This window comes from Burkholderia sp. S-53, from assembly GCF_025560745.1.
Classification (GTDB): Bacteria; Pseudomonadota; Gammaproteobacteria; order Burkholderiales; family Burkholderiaceae; genus Burkholderia; species Burkholderia pyrrocinia.
Genome location: NZ_CP090483.1, coordinates 507,079 through 525,553 on the forward strand (window position 1 = coordinate 507,079; position 18,475 = coordinate 525,553).

General features: G+C 66.4%; 16 protein-coding genes. 12 read left to right on the top strand and 4 right to left on the bottom strand.

The genetic code is table 11. The features are described 5' to 3' along the window. Nucleotides 1-8: 8 nt before the first annotated feature. Genes LXM88_RS07395 through LXM88_RS07405 form a run of 3 tightly spaced genes read left to right on the top strand, consistent with a single transcriptional unit; the run spans nucleotide 9 to nucleotide 3,050 of the window. Nucleotides 9-1,823, top strand: coding sequence for an aminopeptidase P family protein (locus tag LXM88_RS07395; RefSeq protein WP_262540627.1), 1,815 nt, complete (start codon nucleotides 9-11; stop codon nucleotides 1,821-1,823). Between the two features lie 55 nt (nucleotides 1,824-1,878). Continuing rightward, on the top strand, nucleotides 1,879-2,430 hold the full coding sequence (locus tag LXM88_RS07400; RefSeq protein WP_262540628.1) for a cysteine hydrolase family protein: 552 nt from the start codon (nucleotides 1,879-1,881) through the stop codon (nucleotides 2,428-2,430). Then, a complete protein-coding gene (locus LXM88_RS07405; protein ID WP_262540630.1) occupies nucleotides 2,427-3,050 on the top strand; it encodes an HAD family hydrolase in 624 nt (207 codons plus the stop codon). The genes LXM88_RS07400 and LXM88_RS07405 overlap by 4 nt, the downstream gene beginning before the upstream one ends. A 135-nt stretch (nucleotides 3,051-3,185) precedes the next feature. Here LXM88_RS07405 and ettA read toward each other — a convergent pair whose 3' ends face one another. From ettA to gcvA, 3 genes are all read right to left on the bottom strand, one after another. Beyond that, nucleotides 3,186-4,853 (bottom strand): energy-dependent translational throttle protein EttA, encoded by a 1,668-nt coding sequence (gene ettA / locus LXM88_RS07410; protein WP_047899681.1) that lies wholly within the window; start codon nucleotides 4,851-4,853, stop codon nucleotides 3,186-3,188. Between the two features lie 183 nt (nucleotides 4,854-5,036). After that, nucleotides 5,037-5,345, bottom strand: a complete 309-nt coding sequence (locus LXM88_RS07415; RefSeq protein ID WP_262540631.1) for a DUF3761 domain-containing protein — start codon at nucleotides 5,343-5,345, stop codon at nucleotides 5,037-5,039. 102 nt (nucleotides 5,346-5,447) lie between these two features. After that, the gene (gcvA, locus tag LXM88_RS07420; RefSeq protein ID WP_262540632.1) at nucleotides 5,448-6,365 is read right to left on the bottom strand and encodes a transcriptional regulator GcvA; all 918 of its coding nucleotides are present in this window, start codon (nucleotides 6,363-6,365) and stop codon (nucleotides 5,448-5,450) included. A 192-nt stretch (nucleotides 6,366-6,557) separates the two neighbouring features. Between gcvA and LXM88_RS07425 the strand changes: the two genes are divergently transcribed. The 5 genes from LXM88_RS07425 (at nucleotide 6,558) to LXM88_RS07445 (ending at nucleotide 12,409) form a co-directional block, all read left to right on the top strand. Further along, nucleotides 6,558-7,832, top strand: coding sequence for an MFS transporter (locus LXM88_RS07425; RefSeq protein WP_262540633.1), 1,275 nt, complete (start codon nucleotides 6,558-6,560; stop codon nucleotides 7,830-7,832). Between the two features lie 80 nt (nucleotides 7,833-7,912). Continuing rightward, nucleotides 7,913-8,257: an MmcQ/YjbR family DNA-binding protein gene (locus LXM88_RS07430; protein WP_262540635.1), complete on the top strand. Its 345-nt coding sequence runs from the start codon at nucleotides 7,913-7,915 to the stop codon at nucleotides 8,255-8,257. A gap of 414 nt (nucleotides 8,258-8,671) precedes the next feature. Continuing rightward, nucleotides 8,672-10,063, top strand: a complete 1,392-nt coding sequence (gene gabP, locus LXM88_RS07435; protein ID WP_262540636.1) for a GABA permease — start codon at nucleotides 8,672-8,674, stop codon at nucleotides 10,061-10,063. 375 nt (nucleotides 10,064-10,438) lie between these two features. Then, nucleotides 10,439-11,308 (top strand): alpha/beta hydrolase family protein, encoded by an 870-nt coding sequence (locus LXM88_RS07440; RefSeq protein WP_262540637.1) that lies wholly within the window; start codon nucleotides 10,439-10,441, stop codon nucleotides 11,306-11,308. A gap of 39 nt (nucleotides 11,309-11,347) precedes the next feature. Next, on the top strand, nucleotides 11,348-12,409 hold the full coding sequence (locus LXM88_RS07445) for a radical SAM protein (RefSeq protein ID WP_262540638.1): 1,062 nt from the start codon (nucleotides 11,348-11,350) through the stop codon (nucleotides 12,407-12,409). A gap of 74 nt (nucleotides 12,410-12,483) precedes the next feature. Here LXM88_RS07445 and ychF read toward each other — a convergent pair whose 3' ends face one another. Next, complete coding sequence (ychF, locus tag LXM88_RS07450; RefSeq protein WP_096472355.1) at nucleotides 12,484-13,578, bottom strand: redox-regulated ATPase YchF; 1,095 nt, start codon at nucleotides 13,576-13,578, stop codon at nucleotides 12,484-12,486. Nucleotides 13,579-13,824: 246 nt separating this feature from the next. Between ychF and LXM88_RS07455 the strand changes: the two genes are divergently transcribed. The 4 genes from LXM88_RS07455 (at nucleotide 13,825) to LXM88_RS07470 (ending at nucleotide 18,466) form a co-directional block, all read left to right on the top strand. Then, nucleotides 13,825-15,003, top strand: coding sequence for a UbiH/UbiF family hydroxylase (locus LXM88_RS07455; RefSeq protein WP_262540639.1), 1,179 nt, complete (start codon nucleotides 13,825-13,827; stop codon nucleotides 15,001-15,003). Between the two features lie 90 nt (nucleotides 15,004-15,093). Next, nucleotides 15,094-15,822 (top strand): DsbC family protein, encoded by a 729-nt coding sequence (locus tag LXM88_RS07460; protein WP_262540640.1) that lies wholly within the window; start codon nucleotides 15,094-15,096, stop codon nucleotides 15,820-15,822. Nucleotides 15,823-15,924: 102 nt separating this feature from the next. Continuing rightward, complete coding sequence (locus LXM88_RS07465) at nucleotides 15,925-17,724, top strand: M61 family metallopeptidase (protein ID WP_262540641.1); 1,800 nt, start codon at nucleotides 15,925-15,927, stop codon at nucleotides 17,722-17,724. A 145-nt stretch (nucleotides 17,725-17,869) separates the two neighbouring features. Next, nucleotides 17,870-18,466, top strand: coding sequence for an FMN-dependent NADH-azoreductase (locus tag LXM88_RS07470; protein WP_262540642.1), 597 nt, complete (start codon nucleotides 17,870-17,872; stop codon nucleotides 18,464-18,466). Nucleotides 18,467-18,475: the final 9 nt, after the last annotated feature.

The following is an 18,475-nucleotide window of genomic DNA, read 5'->3' on the forward strand; positions in this document are numbered from 1 at the left end:
GTGAAATCATGAATGCCCGTCTTCCCGAAGTCTCGTCGGTGCCGGCCCGCCTCGCGCTGCTGCGCGGCGCCATGGCCCGCGAGGACCTGGCCGCCTATCTCGTGCCGTCCGCCGATCCCCATCTGTCCGAATACCTGCCCGAGCGCTGGCAGGCCCGCCGCTGGCTGTCCGGCTTCACGGGCTCGGTCGGCACGCTGGTCGTGACTGCGGATTTCGCGGGGCTGTGGGTCGACAGCCGCTACTGGGTGCAGGCCGATGCCGAACTGGCCGGCACGGGCGTGCAGTTGATGAAGATGACGGGCGGGCAGCAGAGCGCGCCGCACGTCGACTGGCTCGCGCAGAACGTGGCGGCGGGCACGACGGTCGGTGTCGACGGTGCCGTGCTCGGCGTCGCGGCCGCGCGCGGGCTGACGGCCGCGCTGAGCGCGCGCGGCATCGCGCTGCGCACCGATCTCGACCTGCTCGACGCGATCTGGCCCGAGCGGCCGGGGCTGCCTGGCGACGCGGTGTTCGAGCACGCGGCGCCGCAGGCCGACACGACGCGCGCGAGCAAGCTGGCCGAAGTGCGCCGCGCGATGCACGCGCAGGGCGCGCAGTGGCATTTCGTGTCGACGCTCGACGATCTGGCCTGGCTGTTCAACCTGCGCGGCGCCGACGTCAACTTCAATCCCGTGTTCGTTGCGCACGCAATGATCGGCGCCGATCGTGCGACGCTGTTCGTCGCCGACGGCAAGGTGTCGCCGGCGCTGGCCGCGTCGCTCGCGCAGGACGGCGTCGACGTCCGTGCCTACGATGCCGCACGTGCGTCGCTCGCGGCGCTGCCCGACGGCGCGACGCTGCTGGTCGACCCGCGCCGCGTGACGTTCGGCACGCTCGAGGCCGTGCCGGCCGGCGTGAAGCTCGTCGAGGCCGTGAATCCGTCGACGTTCGCGAAGTCGCGCAAGACGTCCGCCGAGATCGAGCACGTGCGCGTGACGATGGAGCACGACGGCGCCGCGCTCGCGGAATTCTTCGCATGGTTCGAGCAGGCGGTGAATCGCGAGACGATCACCGAACTGACGATCGAGGAGCAGCTCACGGCCGCGCGCGCACGGCGCCCCGGCTATGTGTCGCCGAGTTTCGCGACGATCGCCGGCTTCAACGCGAACGGCGCGATGCCGCATTACCACGCGACGCCCGAGTCGCACGCGACGATCGCCGGCAACGGGTTGCTGCTGATCGATTCGGGGGGCCAGTACGTGACGGGCACGACCGACGTCACGCGCGTCGTGCCGGTCGGCACCGTCAGCGACCTGCAGCGGCGCGATTTCACGATCGTGCTGAAATCGATGATGGCGCTGTCGCGCGCTCGCTTCCCGCGCGGCATCCGCTCGCCGATGCTCGACGCGATCGCGCGTGCGCCGATGTGGGCGGCCGGGCTCGACTACGGCCACGGCACGGGGCATGGCGTCGGCTACTTCCTGAACGTGCACGAAGGCCCGCAGGTCATCTCGCACTACGCGCCGGCCGAGCCGCACACCGCGATGGAAGAGGGGATGATCACGTCGATCGAACCGGGTGTATACCGGCCCGGCCAGTGGGGCATCCGGATCGAGAACCTGGTCGTGAACCGCGCGGCCGGCAAGACCGAGTTCGGCGATTTCCTTGCGTTCGAGACGCTGACGCTGTGCCCGATCGACACGCGCTGCGTGCTGATCGCGATGCTGCATGACGAAGAGCGCGCGTGGCTGAACACGTATCACGCGACGGTGCGCGAGCGCGTCGGCCGGCATCTGGGCGGCGCTGCGAAGGCGTGGCTCGACGCGCGCACGCAGCCGATCTGACGCGACGTGCGAAAACGGCCGGACGACGGCCGAACCACAACGGCGAGGGCAACAAATGGCGGATACCGCAGTGATCGTGGTCGACATGCAGCGCGGGCTGGTGGAGCGGGCGCAGCCCGCGTACCGGCTCGACGACGTCGTGTCGGGCATCAACCGGTTGACGGCGGCGGCGCGCGCGGCGAACGCGCCCGTGTGCTTCGTGCAGCACGACGGCGATGCGGACGACGACATCGTGCCCGGCACGGCGGGCTGGGAGCTGCATGCGGGGCTGGTCGTCGAAAGCGACGACTGGCGCGTGCGCAAGCAGGTGAGCGACTCGTTCCACGACACGCCGCTCGCGGCGCAGCTCGACCGCCACGGCATCCGTTCGGTGCTGATCTGCGGTTATGCGACCGAGTTCTGCGTCGATTCGGCCGCGCGCCGCGCGGCGCTGCTCGGCTACCGGACGACCGTCGTGTCCGACCTGCATACGACGAACGAGCGCGCGCACCTGTCGGCCGCGCAGATCGTCGCGCATCACCACTTCATCTGGCAAAGCAATTCGCTGTCGGGCAACGCGGTGACGCCGCGTCCGCTTGCCGACGTGCTGGCGACGGAGTTCGCATGACGATCAAGGCCGTGGTGTTCGATTTCGGCGGCGTGCTGATCGACTGGAGCCCCGACTACCTTTACCGGCAACTGATTCCCGACGACGCCGAGCGTCGCTGGTTCCTCACGCATGTCTGCGCGATGGACTGGGTGATTCGCCAGGACGGCGGTCAGACGATCGACGAAGGCACGACCGAGCTCGTCGCGAAGTTTCCGGAGCACGAGGCGCTGATCCGCGCGTTCTACGCACGCTGGCACGAGATGATCGGCGGCGTGCTGGACGAAGGCGCCGCGCTCGTCGACCGGCTCGATGCGCAGGGGATGCCGCTGTTCGGGCTGACGAACTGGTCCGCGCAGACGTTTCCGTATGCGTGGGACAACTTCCCGGTGCTGCGGCGCTTCAAGGACATCGTCGTGTCGGGGCGCGTGAAGCTCGTGAAACCCGATCCGGCGATCTACCGCGAGATGCATGCGCGGATCGACCCGCACCTGCCGGGCATTGCGCCGCACGAGCTCGTGTTCATCGATGACAACGCGAAGAACGCCGCGGCCGCGACGGCGCTCGGCTGGCACGGCATTCATCATACGAGCGCGGCGGAGACCGAGGCGCGATTGCGCGAACTGGGCGCGCTTGCGTAACAAGCAGCGGGCGAACGCCCGGCGGATAAAAAAAGCGGGCCACGGGCCCGCTTTTTCGTTTTGCCGATCCGGAAGCGGCCACCTTCGGCAGCCGGCCCCGCGTTGCCGCAGTGCCGGGCGCCCGGGCCGCGCCGGTTAGCGGCTGATCGGCTTGTAGCGCAGTCGGTGCGGCTTCGCGGCTTCCTCGCCGAGGCGCGCGCGCTTGTCGGCTTCGTACTCCTGGTAGTTGCCGTCGAAGAACGTGACCTGCGAATCGCCTTCGAACGCGAGGATGTGCGTTGCGATCCGGTCGAGGAACCAGCGATCGTGCGAGATCACCATCACGGAGCCCGCGAATTCGAGCAGCGCGTCTTCCAGCGCACGCAGCGTTTCGACGTCGAGGTCGTTCGACGGTTCGTCGAGCAGCAGCACGTTGCCGCCCGAGATCAGCGTCTTCGCGAGATGCAGGCGGCCGCGTTCGCCGCCGGACAGGTTGCCGACGATCTTCTGCTGGTCGCCGCCCTTGAAGTTGAAGCGGCCGATGTACGCGCGCGACGGCGTCTCGTACTTGCCGACCGTCAGCACGTCGGCGCCGCCCGAGATTTCCTCGAACACCGTCTTCGTGCCGTCGAGCGCATCGCGGCTCTGGTCGACGTACGCGAGCTTCACCGTCGGGCCCATCACGACCTCGCCCGAATCCGGCTGCTCCTTGCCGGTCAGCATCCGGAACAGCGTCGACTTGCCGGCGCCGTTCGGGCCGATGATGCCGACGATCGCGCCGGCCGGAATCTTCAGGTTCAGGTTGTCGATCAGCAGGCGGTCGCCGAACGCCTTGCTGACGTTCTTGAACTCGATCACTTCATTGCCGAGGCGGTCGCCGACCGGAATGAAGATTTCCTGCGTCTCGTTGCGCTTCTGGTATTCCTGGCTGTTCAGTTCCTCGAAGCGCGCGATACGCGCCTTCGACTTCGCCTGACGGCCCTTCGGGTTCTGGCGCACCCACTCCAGTTCCTTCTTGATCGCCTTCTGGCGTGCCGATTCCGACGCTTCTTCCTGCTTCAGGCGCTCTTCCTTCTGGTCGAGCCAGCTGCTGTAGTTGCCCTTCCACGGAATGCCGTGGCCGCGGTCGAGTTCGAGAATCCACTCGGCCGCGTTGTCGAGGAAGTAGCGATCGTGCGTGACGGCGACGACGGTGCCCGGGAAACGCACCAGGAACTGTTCGAGCCAGTCGACCGATTCGGCGTCGAGGTGGTTGGTCGGTTCGTCGAGCAGCAGCATGTCGGGTTTTTCGAGCAGCAGCTTGCACAGTGCGACGCGGCGCTTTTCGCCGCCCGACAGGTGCTCGACCTTCGCGTCCCACGCCGGCAGGCGCAGCGCGTCGGCGGCCACTTCGAGCTGCTGCTCGGGGCTGCCGCCGTCGCTCGATGCGAGGATCGCCTCGTACTTCGCCTGTTCGGCCGCGAGCGCGTCGAAGTCGGCGTCCGGCTCGGCATACGCCGCGTAGATTTCTTCAAGCTTCTTGTTCGCCTGGAACAGGTCGCCGAGCCCTTCCTCGACGGCTTCGCGCACCGTCTTCGTCGGGTCGAGCTGCGGTTCCTGCGGCAGGTAGCCGATGTTCAGGTTCGGCATCGGCGTCGCTTCGCCTTCGATGTCCTTGTCGACGCCCGCCATGATGCGGATCAGCGTCGACTTGCCCGAGCCGTTCAGGCCGAGCACGCCGATCTTCGCGCCGGGAAAGAACGACAGCGAGATGTCCTTCAGGATCTGGCGCTTGGGCGGCACGATCTTGCCGACCCGGTTCATCGTGAAAACGTATTGGGCCATTTGGGTGTGAAAGTCAGAAGTTGAGACGGCCGCGCAGCGCGCTGGCATGGCGGCGTCGGGTGATTCGGTACGGAGCGTGCCGCGCGAGGCGCGGCGGCGTCGCCGTGTGTCGGCGGCGCGAGCGGCTATTGTACTTCGCCGCCGGGTGTCGCTGGCGCGGCGCAGGCATTCGAACGCGCCGCGTTACTGCCGCGCGGCGACGCCGCCGTGCCCCGAGCACGTGCCGCGCCGGTGGCGGCTGAAGCTGTACGTGCCGTCGCGGCAGCGCGCGCTTGCACCTTCGGGCACGCGACCCGATTTCGAACGCGCGGGCGCGTGTACGGTTTCGCCGTCGCGGTTGCGATACGTGTCGTGACGGTCGAGATCGGCTTCGTTGCCGTAGCCGGGCGGTGCGCGGTACGCATGCGCGGAATGAGGCAGGGCGGCGCCGGCGACGAAGAGCGCGATCGATAGCGTCGCAACGTGCGTCGCGCGGCGGAGCAGGGCAGGCATGGTCTCTCTCGGTCTGTTGTTGTCGATGTCGGGCCGATGGCCCGCGCCGCATGTTAGCCGATCGGCCAGGGGGCGGCGCCGGCGCCTCGCGGTGAAGCGGCGTTACGCCGCGCCGGACATCGACGCCGCGCCGTCGGCCCGTGCGGCGTCGAGAATCCACCGGCGGAACGCTGCGACCTTCGGCCGTTCCGCGTGATGCGGCGGATAGACGAGGTAGTACGCGAAATCGTCGAGCCACGCGACGTCGGCGAGCTGCACGAGCCGGCCGCTTCCGAGCTCGCTGCGCACCATTGCGGCCGGCAGCAGCCCGGCGCCCTGGCCGGCGACGATCGCCTGCATCAACAGGCCCGAGTCGTCGAACGCGGGGCCGCGCGGCGGGCCGAAATCGTCGATCCGCTGCGCGCCGAACCAGATGTGCCAGCCCTTGCGCTCGGCGTCGTGCAGGTGCGGCCAGCCGACGAGATCGGCCGGGGTCGCCGGCATGCCGAGCCGCGCGACGAGTCCGGGCGACGCGAGCGCGACGATCTCCACCGTCAGCAGGCGCTCGCTGCACAGCCCGATGTAGCGACCGAGGCCGTGACGGATCGCGACGTCCACGCCGTCGCGCGCGAAATCCGCGAGTGCGTGGCTCGTGACGATCTGCAGGTCGACGTCCGGGCACGCGTGCCGGAACTGCGCGAGGCGCGGTACGAGCCACGCGGATGCGAAGAACGGCGTGACGCTCACCGTCAGCACGCCGCTGTCGGCGGCACCCGACACGCGCTGCGACGCATCGGCGATCTGCCGGAACGCGTTGCGTACCGGCGGCAGGTAGTCGCGGCCGGCGGCCGTCAGCAGGATGCCGCGGTTGACGCGCTCGAACAGTTGCACGCCGAGATGCGTCTCGAGCGTGCGGATCATCTGGCTCACCGCGCCGGGCGTGACCGACAGCTCCTCGGCCGCCGATTTCACCGACAGATGGCGCGCGGCCGCTTCGAATGCACGCAACGCGTTGAGTGGCGGCAGGCGGGAACGATTCATTAGTTTTTCTAAAGCGAAAGGTCGACGAAATATCGTTTGAGGCGACGCGTACGCGCGAGTACCGTTGTCGCATCGGATCGCGTTCTTCAGGGCTGCCTCGCGGCACCCGATGCGATCAACATAGTTCAACTATATCCATGAGGCAATCCGGATGCCGCGCGGCGTTCGGTGGGACCTGAGAGGAGCATCGTCATGAACCGCCCGGGCGCGTCGCGCCTCTTCTACGGCTGGTACGTGGTCGCGGCCGCGTTCGCCGTCACGTTCGTCGGGTTCGGCAGTGCGTATACGTTCAGTGCTTTCGTCGAGTCGCTGCAGCGCGATTTCGCCGCATCGCGCGGGCAGATCTCGCTCGTGTTCTCGCTCGCCGGCTTCCTGTACTTCGGTTTCGGCATCGTCAGCGGGCCGCTTGCGGATCGCTTCGGCTCGCGGCGGCTCGCCGTCGCCGGCATGCTGCTGACCGGCGCCGGGCTCGCGGCCGCCGGCGCCGCGCACACGCTGCTGCAGGTTTATGCCGCGTACGGGCTTGGTGTCGGTCTCGGCGTCGGCTGTGCGTACGTGCCGGCCGTCGGCGCCGTGCAGCGCTGGTTCGTGCGGCGGCGCGGCTTCGCGTCGGGGCTCGCGGTCGCGGGGATCGGCGTCGGCACGCTCGTGATGCCGCCGCTCGCGTCCGCGCTGATCGCGCAGGTCGGCTGGCGCGGTGCGTATTTCACGCTGGCCGTGATCGCGGTGGCCCTGGGGGCCGGCATGTCGCTGCTGATCGAAAACGATCCGCGCGGGCGCGGGTTGTTGCCGGACGGCGATGCCGCCGGCGATGGCGGCCGGAATGCCGGCGCTTCCGTAGCCGGCGCGGCTGCCGTGGCCGTGCACGCGGGCGCGACGGTACGCGAGGCCGTCACGTCGCGGCCGTTCGCAAGCCTCTACGCCGCATGCCTCGTGTGCTCGTTCGGCGTGTTCGTCCCGTTCGTTCACCTCGTGCCGTACGCGCTCGACCACGGCGTCGCGCCGTCGACGGCCGTGCTGCTGCTCGGTGCGATCGGCGTCGGCAGCACGGCCGGCCGGTTTTTCCTCGGCGGCCTCGCCGACCGCTTCGGCCGCCGCGCATCGCTGCTCGCGATGTTCGCGGGCATGGCCGTTGCGCTCGTCGCGTGGGCGGGCGCCGGCACCGTTGCGACGCTTGCCGCGTTCGCACTCGTGTTCGGCGTGTTCTACGGCGGCTGGGTCGCCGTGCTGCCGGCAGTCGTAATGGACTACTTCGGCGGCCGCAACGTGAGCGCGATCATCGGCATCCTGTACACGAGCGTCGCGTTCGGCACGTTGATCGGGCCGACCGCCGCCGGTTTCATCTACGACGCGGGGGGCGGCTATCTCGTGCCGATCCTCGCGAGTGCCGTTGCAAACGCGATTGCATTCGCCATCGTCGCGACCACCGGACGCGCGCCGGTGGCCGCGCGTGCGGCCCGCGGATAGGCGCACGCCGCTGGGCGAATCGCGCGATTTCCGATAGGGTGGCCGGACCGCAACCATCGACCAACGATCGGGGAGGCATCGTGACATTCGACGAAGTCCGGCAGATCGCGCTCGCGTGGCGGGGTGTCGAGGACGGCACGTCCTACGGCACGCCCGCACTCAAGGTGAAGGGCAAGATGCTCGCGCGGCTGCGCGAGGACGGCGACACGCTCGTCGTGAAGGGCGTCGGCCCCGACGAGCGCGCGTGGCTGATCGAGTCGGAGCCCGACGTGTATTACGTGACCGATCACTACGTGGGCTGGCCGATCGTGCTGGTACGCCTGTCGGCCGCGCATCCCGACGCCGTGAAAAACCTGCTTCTGCGAGAATGGCACGCGATCGTGCCTGCCAAATGGCGGGACGAAGCCGCGCGCGGCGGGAATTGAGCGTCCGGCACACCACGCTGCCGGATTGCCTTCGACGGACGCGCCCCGACGGCGCGCGATCCGGTGCCGACCGGACCAAGCGTTGCATCGGTTCGCATCGATGCAACAAGTGGTTCCATCGAAATTCTTCAATTGGTTCTTAGTGAAGAACCGTTTGATGCTTACACTCCTTCGCTTCGAAGGCGGCAGACGAAAGCCGATGGAAAGGGCGCACGCGATGCGCCGGCGCCCTGCGCGCCGCATCGCACCCGCAGCTTCGCAGACTGCGCGGCGCACCGACCCGAACGGACCCATCCGGCCTCATGCCCGCGTGCGACGCACGCGCGGTCGCAGCCGGATTCAAGAACGACAACTCCCCGCGCCGCCTTCACGCGACACCCGGTCATACCGGAACCGATTTTTGGAGAGAGACAGATGAGTGGAAGCAACACAGGCCTCGGCACGGGCCTGAAGCAGCGTCACGTGACGATGATGTCGATTGCCGGCGTCATCGGCGCGGGCTTGTTCGTCGGCTCCGGCCATGCGATCGCGGAAGCCGGCCCGGCGTCGATACTCGCGTATGCGATCGCGGGCGTGCTGGTCGTCCTGGTGATGCGCATGCTCGGCGAGATGGCCGTCGCGCATCCGGACAGCGGGTCGTTCTCGACCTATGCCGATCGCGCGATCGGCCACTGGGCCGGCTTCTCGATCGGCTGGCTGTACTGGTGGTTCTGGGTGCTCGTGATCCCGATCGAGGCAACGGCTGCGGCGACCATCCTCAATGCCTGGTTCCCGGGCGTTGCGACCTGGATCTTCGCGCTCGGCATCACGCTGCTGCTCACCGTCACCAACCTCTTTTCCGTCAAGAACTACGGCGAATTCGAATTCTGGTTCGCGCTGATCAAGGTCGTCGCGATCGTCGTGTTCCTGTGCATCGGCGGCGCGGCGATCGTCGGGATCATTCCGGCGCCGGCCGTATCGGGCGTGTCGAACCTGTTCGCGCATCAAGGTTTCATGCCGAACGGCGCCGGTGCGGTGCTGGCGGCGATGCTGACGACGATGTTCTCGTTCCTCGGCACCGAGATCGTGACGATCGCGGCCGCCGAATCGGACAACCCGCAACGCCAGATCGTGCGTGCGACGAACTCGGTGATCTGGCGCATCACGCTGTTCTATCTCGGCTCGATCCTCGTCGTCGCGGCCATCGTGCCGTGGAACGACCCGCTGCTGCCGAAGCACGGCTCGTATCAGCGAGCGATGGAGTTGATCGGCATCCCGAACGCGAAGGCGATCATCGACGTGATCGTGCTCGTCTCGGTCGCGAGTTGCCTGAATTCGGCGTTGTACACGGCGTCGCGGATGCTGTTCTCGCTGTCGAAGCGCAAGGACGCGCCGGCGCTCCTGCACCGCACCGATTCGACCGGTACGCCGCGTGCGGCCGTGCTTGCATCGACCGCATTCGGCTTCGTGACCGTGATCGCGAACTACCTGATGCCGGAGCAGGTGTTCGGCTTCCTGCTCGCGACGTCGGGTGCGATCGCGCTGCTCGTGTATCTCGTGATCGCGATCTCGCAGCTGCGGATGCGCAAGACGCTCGAATCGAGCGGCGCCGACCTGACGCTGCGGATGTGGATGTTCCCATGGCTCACGTGGGCGGTGATCCTGTTCATCTGCGGCACGCTGACCGTGATGTTCGTCAGCGAGGATCACCGGATGGAGGTCGGTGCGACGGCCGTGCTGGCGTTGATCGTGCTGTTTGCGTCGTGGCTGAACAAGCGCGGTCGCGATGCGCAGGCGAACGCGGGGCGGCGGGTGTCGGCGATGTGAGGCTGTGACGAGGCGGTGGCGGACCGAGTGTTCGCCGTCGGCTGGTGAGGCGATTCCCGTCATGAAAAGTGGCCTGATCGGCGAAAGCCGGTCGGGCCATTTGCTTTTCGGGAAAAGCGAATGCCGTTTTCCGGTGTCGACGTGGGTTGTTCGGCAACAGCGAGCGGCATTGAAATTTGCGGTCAAAAATCGAACTTGTCTGATTTCGCCGGCGGCAACAACTTAATACATTGATCACTTCGATAACCGGGGTGAATCGATGGACGAATCGATTTCGAATCCTTTCTTATACGGCCAAATTCAGAAATCGGGCCGTAGGTTCATTCCCGAATACGGGACGCATCTTTGCGTGTTCACCGTATCGAGACCCGAGCGATGAGCAGGCCACCGACATCCCGTGTATGCGTTGCTTTTAACGCCCGCGACGGGTTCCCGTTGAAGGGCACGTATTTTCCGGCGGCCTCAGCCACGTGCTTCCCCGTACTCATTTGCCCCGCGACAGGCGTTCGTCAATCCTTTTATTTTTCATTCGCGGATTGGCTGCGTGCCACCGGGTATCCGGTATTCGTATTCGATTACCGGGGGATGGGGGCGTCGCTCGGAGTGCGTCATGTTCGCCAGTCGCGCGCACGCAAACAGGACTGGGGGCAGCTTGACATGCCCGCCGCGCTTGACTGGCTTCTTCGAGAAACCGGCGCGAGTGAAGCGCATCTGATCGGTCATAGTGCTGGCGGGCAACTGGTCGGACTGATGCCGAATCACGCGTCGATCCGTTCACTATGCGCAATTTCCGCGTCGTCCGGATACGTCGGCAACATCCGGTGGCCGAAGCGAATTGCCGCGTTGTTGCTGGCGAATCTCTACGTCCCGGTTACCGCGCATCTGCTCGGCTATGTGCCTGCCAGGGTGCTCGGCTGGGGCGACGATCTGCCTGCACGCGTAGGGCTCCAGTGGGCTCGATGGTGCCGCCGCCCCGGATATATGGCGAACGAGTTCGGGGTCGGCGTTGCGCGCCACTACTACAACGAATTCTCCGCTCCCGTCACGGTAGTCGCAGCGATCGACGACCCGCTCGCAACGCCGGCCAATATCGAAGACTGGTTGAGATGGTTGCCGCGAGCCAGAAGCAACCTCCGTTTCATCAGCCCGGAACACTGCGATGGCCGAGCAATCGGTCACGTCGGCATGTTCCGCCGCCAGCATTCGTCGCTGTGGCCGGAACTCACCAGAGGATTGCGGAGTTGACGCCCAGGCGTGCTTGCGTCCTCGTATCAGGAGACCAGGATGGACGATTCAATCGGCATGAAGGCGCGTTTCAAAGCAGTCAGAAACGAAGCGAAGGAGACACGCGCATCGCTTTACCATCTCACGAATCAATGCAACTTGCGATGCAAGGGGTGCTGGTTCTTCGAAAACGAATTCGATGTCGCATCGGATGAGTTAAACGATACGTCGCGTCTCGAGGCGCGCGTGAAGGATGAGGCCGAGCGCGGGATCAACGCGCCATTGCTGATAGGCGGCGAGCCCGCGTTGTATCTCGACCGGATAAGAATATTCCGGAAGCACATGCCGAAGGTGTCCGTTTCGACAAACGGCCTTCGACGAATCCCTTTCGAGGGCTTCGAAGATATCACCATCGCGATCTCTGTATTCGGTGGCGGGCCGCTCGATGACGAACTGCGAGCGATCGGTCCGAATGGGAAGCGTTTCACCGGCTTGTTCGACAAGGCGCTGCTGAATTATCGCGACGACGAGCGGGCGGGTTTCGTCTACGCCGTGTCGATCGACGGAATTGCTTATATCGAAGAAACGGTGCGCAAGATCCGAGATAATGGAAATCGCCTGCTGTTCAATTACTACAGTCCATACGATGTTGCCGGGCCGCTTCGCCGACGTGGTGAGGAGCGGCTCCTGGCGGTGTTGCTCGAATTGAAGGCGAAATATCCGGAGACAGTGGCGAGCCACCCCTACTATCTGACTGCACTCATGCGCGGGGAGACCACTTGGGGAACATTCGACCATACCAGTTGCCCGAGCGTCAGCGAAGCTCATCCGCAGAACGCCACACGTTTCGCGTCGGGGTGGCCCGCGTTGCCGAAATTCAACGCGTATCGTGCAGACATGCATACGCTGGCGCGCTGCTGCACATCGGGAGAATGTGCGAAGTGTCGAGACAGCCAGGCCGTGATGTCATGGTTGCTGGTCAATGCCAAGCACGTTATGCAGGAAGACGACGGGCTTAGAACGTGGACGGAAGTGGCGGAGAGCTATTTCAGTCAGTTCGTCTGGTCGAGATACCATCCGCGTAATCGTCTCGAGCATGTGTCGAGTCGTACGATGCAATGACGCGATGGGCGGCTCGCGCGGAAATGAAAAAGCCCGCTGCGGCGGGCTTTTTCATTGGGACCTCGATTTAACGCTCAGACGTTGAACAGGAAGTTCATCACGTCCCCATCGTGCACGACATATTCCTTCCCTTCCGCGCGCATCTTGCCGGCTTCCTTCGCGCCCTGTTCACCCTTATAAGTGATGAAATCGTCGAACGCGATCGTCTGCGCGCGGATGAAGCCGCGCTCGAAGTCGGTGTGGATCACGCCGGCTGCTTGCGGCGCCGTGTCGCCGATATGGATCGTCCACGCGCGCACTTCCTTCACGCCCGCGGTGAAGTAGGTCTGCAGCCCGAGCAGCTTGAAGCCCGCGCGGATCACGCGGTCGAGGCCCGGCTCTGCCATGCCCATGTCGGCGAGGAACGCTTCCTTGTCCGCGTCGTCGAGATCGGCGATTTCCGCCTCGATTGCCGCGCACACGGCGACCACCGGCGCATTCTCGCTTTCCGCGTACTTGCGCACCGCATCGAGGTGCGGATTGTTCTCGAAGCCGTCGTCCTTCACGTTGGCGACGTACATCGCCGGCTTCGCGGTGATCAGGCAGAACGGCTTGAGCAGCGCCTCTTCGTCGTCCGACAGCGCGAGGCCGCGCACGGCCTTGCCCTGGTCGAGTTGCGCGCGCACCTTGTCGAGCACCGCGACGAGCTTGGCCGCTTCCTTGTCGTTGCCCGATTTCGCGGCCTTCGAATAGCGCGTGAGCGCCTTCTCGACGGTGCTCAGGTCGGCGAGCGCGAGTTCGGTGTTGATCACCTCGATGTCGTCGATCGGGCTGACCTTGCCGGCGACGTGAATGACGTTCTCGTCCTCGAAGCAGCGCACGACGTGCGTGATCGCATCGGTTTCGCGGATGTTCGCGAGGAACTGGTTGCCGAGGCCTTCACCCTTGCTCGCGCCCGCGACGAGGCCCGCGATGTCGACGAATTCGACGACGGCCGGCACGACGCGCTCGGGCTTGACGATCTCGGAGAGCCCCTTCAGGCGCGTATCGGGCACTTCGACGATGCCGACGTTCGGCTCGATCGTGCAGAACGGGTAGTTCTCGGCGGCGATGCCGGCCTTGGTCAGCGCATTGAACAGGGTGGACTTGCCGACGTTGGGCAAGCCGACGATGCCGCATTTGAGACTCATGGAATCCTTCGGACGGGTAAGGCGGCGCGGCCGGACAGGGCACGGCGGCGCGGGAAAAAAGGGCGGCCGGCGCGTGGGGCGCGGCAGGCCGACGGTCAAAGACGCTATTGTACCGTGCCGGCGCCCCGGATTCCGGGGTTGCGCCGAACGGACGATGCGGCGGGCCGCCGCGCCGCCGCATCGGCCTGCGATTCTGCTGATTTCCCGCAAAGTCCGGCCGCGTAAGGGTTTGGCCCCGCGGCTATAATGCCCGCCATGACTGCCCACCACTCCTTCGACGTCGCCGTGGTCGGCGGCGGGCTCGTCGGCAAGACGGCCGCGCTCGCGCTGACCCAGTCCGGCTACAAGACTGCCTTGCTCGCCCAGCCGGCCACGCCGCGCCCCGCCGATCTCGCGTTCGATACACGCGTCTACGCGCTGTCGTCCAGCTCGCAGGCCTTGCTCGAGCGGCTGCGGGTCTGGCAGGCGCTCGACCACAGCCGGCTCGCGCCCGTCTACGACATGCGCGTGTACGGCGATGCGCACGCCGAACTGCATTTCTCCGCGTACCAGGCCTCCGTGCCGCAGCTTGCGTGGATCGCCGAATCGTCGCTGGTCGAGGCGTCGCTCGACGCCGCGCTGCGGTTCCAGCCGAACCTCACGTGGTTCGATGCGCGCGCACAGGGCTTCGACGTGCGCGACGATGCGGCCGTGCTCACGCTGTCGTCGGGGCAGGTGCTCGAAGCGGACCTCGTCGTCGGCGCGGACGGCGCGCATTCATGGGTACGCTCCCAAATGGGGGCCAGGGTCGAACGGCGCGACTACCGGCAGACGGGCGTCGTCGCGAACTTCAAGGCGTCGCTGCCGCATCGCGAGACGGCCTGGCAATGGTTCCACGAAGGCGAGATCATCGCGCTGCTGCCGCTTCCGGACGGCCATGTGTCGCTCGTGTGGTCCGCGCACACCGCGCATGCGGACAAACTGCTCGCACTCGATCCGGCGCAGCTCGCGGCCGAGGTCGAGCGCGTGTCGCACGGCCAGGTCGGCACGCTCGAATGCGTGACGCCGGCCGCCGGCTTCCCGCTGGCGCTGCAGACGGTCGACAAGCTGATCGCGCCGCGCGTCGCGCTCGTCGGCGATGCCGCGCACCTGATCCACCCGCTCGCGGGGCAGGGGATGAATCTCGGGCTGCGCGACGTCGCGGCGCTCGTCGACGCGATCGCCGGCAAGGAAAGCTTCCGCAACCTCGGCGATACGGTGCTGCTGCGCCGCTACGAGCGTTCGCGCCGCGAAGACATCCGCGCACTGATGGTCGCGACCGACGGGCTGCAGCGGCTGTTCGCGGTGCCGGGCTCGCTCGCGAAGGCCGTGCGCAATGCGGGCATGGCCTTCGTCGGCGCGCAGCCGCTCGTGAAGCGCTGGCTCGTGTCGGCTGCACTCGGCTGATCGAACCTTCGGCCGCTTCGCCGGTCGGACTCGGTTCCGTTACGGCGTACACTGTGCCGTGAACACCGATTGAGCTGAAGGAAGATTTCGATGAAAAAAACGATCCGGATCGCGTCGCTGGCGCTGGCCGTCACGATGGCGACGCTGGGCTGCACCGCGCAGGCCGACCAGACCACCGACAAGCTGAAAGCCACGCTGCAGGCCCGTCTCGGCAGCGACGCGCCGATCAAGAGCGTGTCGAAATCGCCGGTCGCCGGCCTTTACGAAGTGAACCTCGGCTCGCAGATCATCTATAGCGACGCAGCGGGCGACTACGTGCTGCTCGGCGATCTCGTCGACACCAAGACGCACAAGAACCTGACCGACGCACGCCTGTCCGAAGTCAACAAGATCGACTTCGCGAGCCTGCCGTTCGCGAATGCGATCAAGGTCGTCAAGGGCAACGGCGCACGCAAGATCGCGGTGTTCTCCGATCCGAACTGCCCGTACTGCAAGAAGCTCGAAACGACGCTGCAGTCGGTCGACAACGTCACCGTCTACACGTTCCTGTACCCGGTGCTGTCGCCGGATTCGACCGTGAAGTCGAAGGCGATCTGGTGCGCGACCGACCGCGCGAAGACGTGGGAGGGCTGGATGCTCGACCACCGCGCGCCGTCCGGCGCCGGTACCTGCGATACCAGCGCGCTCGACAAGAACCTCGCGCTTGGCCGCGGGATGAACGTCACGGGCACGCCGACGATCTTCCTGCCGGACGGCCGCCGCCTGCCGGGCGCGGTATCGGCCGACCAGCTCAACCAGGCGCTCGCCTCGAGCAAGTAACCGACCGACACGCCGGGCCGCAGGCCCGGCCAGCGAGGGGCGCCCGCATGATCTGCCGGCGCCTCTCTTCGTTTTCGCCGCCGTATTCGACCGATTGCCACGATGACCCAGCCGATCCGCTATTCGATTGTCCCGAAAGATCTTGCCGCGCACCTGTTCGAAGTGTCGGTGACGGTCGCCGATCCCGATCCCGAAGGTCAGCGCTTCTCGCTGCCGGTGTGGATTCCGGGCAGCTACCTCGTGCGCGAGTTCGCGCGCAACATCGTGACGCTCGGCGCGTTCAACGACGCGGGCCGCAAGGTGCGGATCGCGAAGACCGACAAGCACACGTGGCAGGCCGCGCCCGTGACCGGCGCGCTGACGCTGCGCTACGACGTGTATGCATGGGACCTGTCGGTGCGCTCCGCGTATCTCGACGAATCGGGCGGCTTCTTCAACGCGACGGCCGTGTTCCTGAGCGTCGCCGGCCGCGAGGATGCGCCGTGCGAGGTCGACATTGCGAAGCCGGCCGGCGCGGCATTTCGCGCGTGGCGCGTCGGCACCGCGCTGCCTGAGGCGCGCGGCACGAAGCGCTACGGCTTCGGCGCATATCGGGCTGCGAACTACGACGAGCTTTCCGATCATCCGGTGACGATCGGCGAATTCGCGCTCGCGACATTCGACGCGCACGGCGTGCCGCACGACATCGTGATTGCAGGGCGCGTGACGCAGCTCGACCTCGAGCGGCTGAAGACCGACCTGAAGCGCGTGTGCGAAGCGCAGATCGCGCTGTTCGAGCCGAAATCGAAGAAGGCGCCGATGGACCGCTACGTGTTCATGACGCTCGCGGTCAGCGACGGCTACGGCGGCCTCGAGCATCGCGCGTCGACCGCGCTGATCTGCAACCGCACCGACCTGCCGGTGAAGGGGCGGCCCGAGACGACGGAAGGCTATCGCACGTATCTCGGCCTCTGCAGTCACGAGTACTTCCACACGTGGAACGTGAAGCGCATCAAGCCGGCGGCGTTTGTACCGTACGACCTGACGCGCGAGAACTACACGTCGCTGCTGTGGCTGTTCGAAGGCTTCACGTCGTATTACGACGACCTGATGCTGGTGCGCAGCGGGCTGATGTCGCAGGACGAATATTTCGCGGCGCTCGGCCGCACGGTCGGCGGCGTGCTGCGCGGTACGGGCCGGCTCAAGCAGAGCGTCGCCGAAAGCTCGTTCGATGCGTGGATCAAGTACTACCGTCAGGACGAGAACGCGACCAACGCGATCGTCAGCTACTACACGAAGGGTTCGCTCGTCGCGCTCGCGTTCGATCTCGCGATCCGCGCACAGACGCGCAACGGGAAGTCGCTCGACGACGTGATGCGTCTGCTGTGGCAACGCTACGGGCGCGATTTCTATCGCGGCAAGCAGGCGGGCGTCGAGGAAAACGAAGTCGAGGCGTTGATCGAAGAAGCGACGGGCGTCGCGCTCGGCCGCCTGTTCGCCGACGCCGTGCACGGCACGCGCGACCTGCCGCTCGGCGAACTTCTCGCGCCGTTCGGCGTGACGCTCGCGCCCGATGTCGCGAACGGCGCGGCCGCGAAGCCGACGATCGGCGCGCGCCTGCGCGGCGGCGCGGACTGCACGTTCGCGGCTGTCTATGAAGGCGGCGCCGCGCATCGCGCGGGGCTGTCGGCAGGCGATACGCTGATCGCGGTCGACGGGCTGCGCGTCACGGGTACCAACCTCGACGCGCTGCTCGCACGCTACCGGCCGGGCGACAAGGTCGAGGTTCACGCGTTTCGACGCGACGAGCTGCGCACCGCGAAACTCAAACTCGACGGCCCGGAAGTGACACGCTACCGGCTGACGGCGGCAGCGAAGCCGGCCGCGACATCGAAGGCCCGGGAAGCCTGGCTGAAGGGCTGAGCACGGCAGCGGTAATCGGGGCGTGATCAAGGATTGTTCTGCTGCTGCAACAATCCGTCGCCCTGAACCCGCTTTTTCCGGCCAATGCGGCCACGCACAATGGCGTCACTCGCGCTACCGAAGCGCAGCCCAACTGGAGCCTGACATGACGACCATTCTGCAAATCAATTCCGCTGCGCGTTCGCAAGGTGCGCAATCCACGCTGCTGGCCAACGAACTGACGGCAAAGCTGCAACAATCGAACCCCGGCGCGAAGGTCGTGGTTCGCGACCTGCTCGCCGAAGCGCTGCCGCACCTCGACGAATCGGTGCTCGGCGCGTTCTTCACGCCGGCCGACCAGCGCAGCGCGGAGCAAAATGCGATCGTCGCGAAGAGCGATGCACTGATCGCCGAACTGCAAGCCGCCGACATCATCGTGATCGGCGCGCCGATGTACAACTTCGGCATCTCGTCGCAACTGAAGACGTACTTCGACTGGATCGCACGCGCAGGCGTCACGTTCCGCTACACCGAGAATGGTCCGGAAGGCCTGATCAAGGGCAAGAAGGTCCATGTGGTGACGGCTCGCGGCGGCAAGTACGCCGGTACGCCGAACGACAGCCAGACGCCGTACCTGCGCACGTTCCTCGGCTTCGTCGGCATGACCGACGTGAGCTTCATCTTCGCGGAAGGCCTGAACCTCGGGCCGGATGCGCAGAGCGCCGCGCTCGCCAGCGCACGCGAAGCGATCGCCGCCGCGTAAGGTCGATGC

Coding starts and splice junctions, on each gene's coding strand:
- LXM88_RS07440 (WP_262540637.1), top strand. CDS start 10,439: ATGAGCAGGCCACCGACATCCCGTGTATGCGTTGCTTTTAACGCCCGC.
- ychF (WP_096472355.1), bottom strand. CDS start 13,578: ATGAGTCTCAAATGCGGCATCGTCGGCTTGCCCAACGTCGGCAAGTCC.
- LXM88_RS07395 (WP_262540627.1), top strand. CDS start 9: ATGAATGCCCGTCTTCCCGAAGTCTCGTCGGTGCCGGCCCGCCTCGCG.
- LXM88_RS07445 (WP_262540638.1), top strand. CDS start 11,348: ATGGACGATTCAATCGGCATGAAGGCGCGTTTCAAAGCAGTCAGAAAC.
- LXM88_RS07400 (WP_262540628.1), top strand. CDS start 1,879: ATGGCGGATACCGCAGTGATCGTGGTCGACATGCAGCGCGGGCTGGTG.
- LXM88_RS07415 (WP_262540631.1), bottom strand. CDS start 5,345: ATGCCTGCCCTGCTCCGCCGCGCGACGCACGTTGCGACGCTATCGATC.
- LXM88_RS07465 (WP_262540641.1), top strand. CDS start 15,925: ATGACCCAGCCGATCCGCTATTCGATTGTCCCGAAAGATCTTGCCGCG.
- LXM88_RS07405 (WP_262540630.1), top strand. CDS start 2,427: ATGACGATCAAGGCCGTGGTGTTCGATTTCGGCGGCGTGCTGATCGAC.
- gcvA (WP_262540632.1), bottom strand. CDS start 6,365: ATGAATCGTTCCCGCCTGCCGCCACTCAACGCGTTGCGTGCATTCGAA.
- LXM88_RS07470 (WP_262540642.1), top strand. CDS start 17,870: ATGACGACCATTCTGCAAATCAATTCCGCTGCGCGTTCGCAAGGTGCG.
- LXM88_RS07425 (WP_262540633.1), top strand. CDS start 6,558: ATGAACCGCCCGGGCGCGTCGCGCCTCTTCTACGGCTGGTACGTGGTC.
- gabP (WP_262540636.1), top strand. CDS start 8,672: ATGAGTGGAAGCAACACAGGCCTCGGCACGGGCCTGAAGCAGCGTCAC.
- LXM88_RS07460 (WP_262540640.1), top strand. CDS start 15,094: ATGAAAAAAACGATCCGGATCGCGTCGCTGGCGCTGGCCGTCACGATG.
- ettA (WP_047899681.1), bottom strand. CDS start 4,853: ATGGCCCAATACGTTTTCACGATGAACCGGGTCGGCAAGATCGTGCCG.
- LXM88_RS07455 (WP_262540639.1), top strand. CDS start 13,825: ATGCCCGCCATGACTGCCCACCACTCCTTCGACGTCGCCGTGGTCGGC.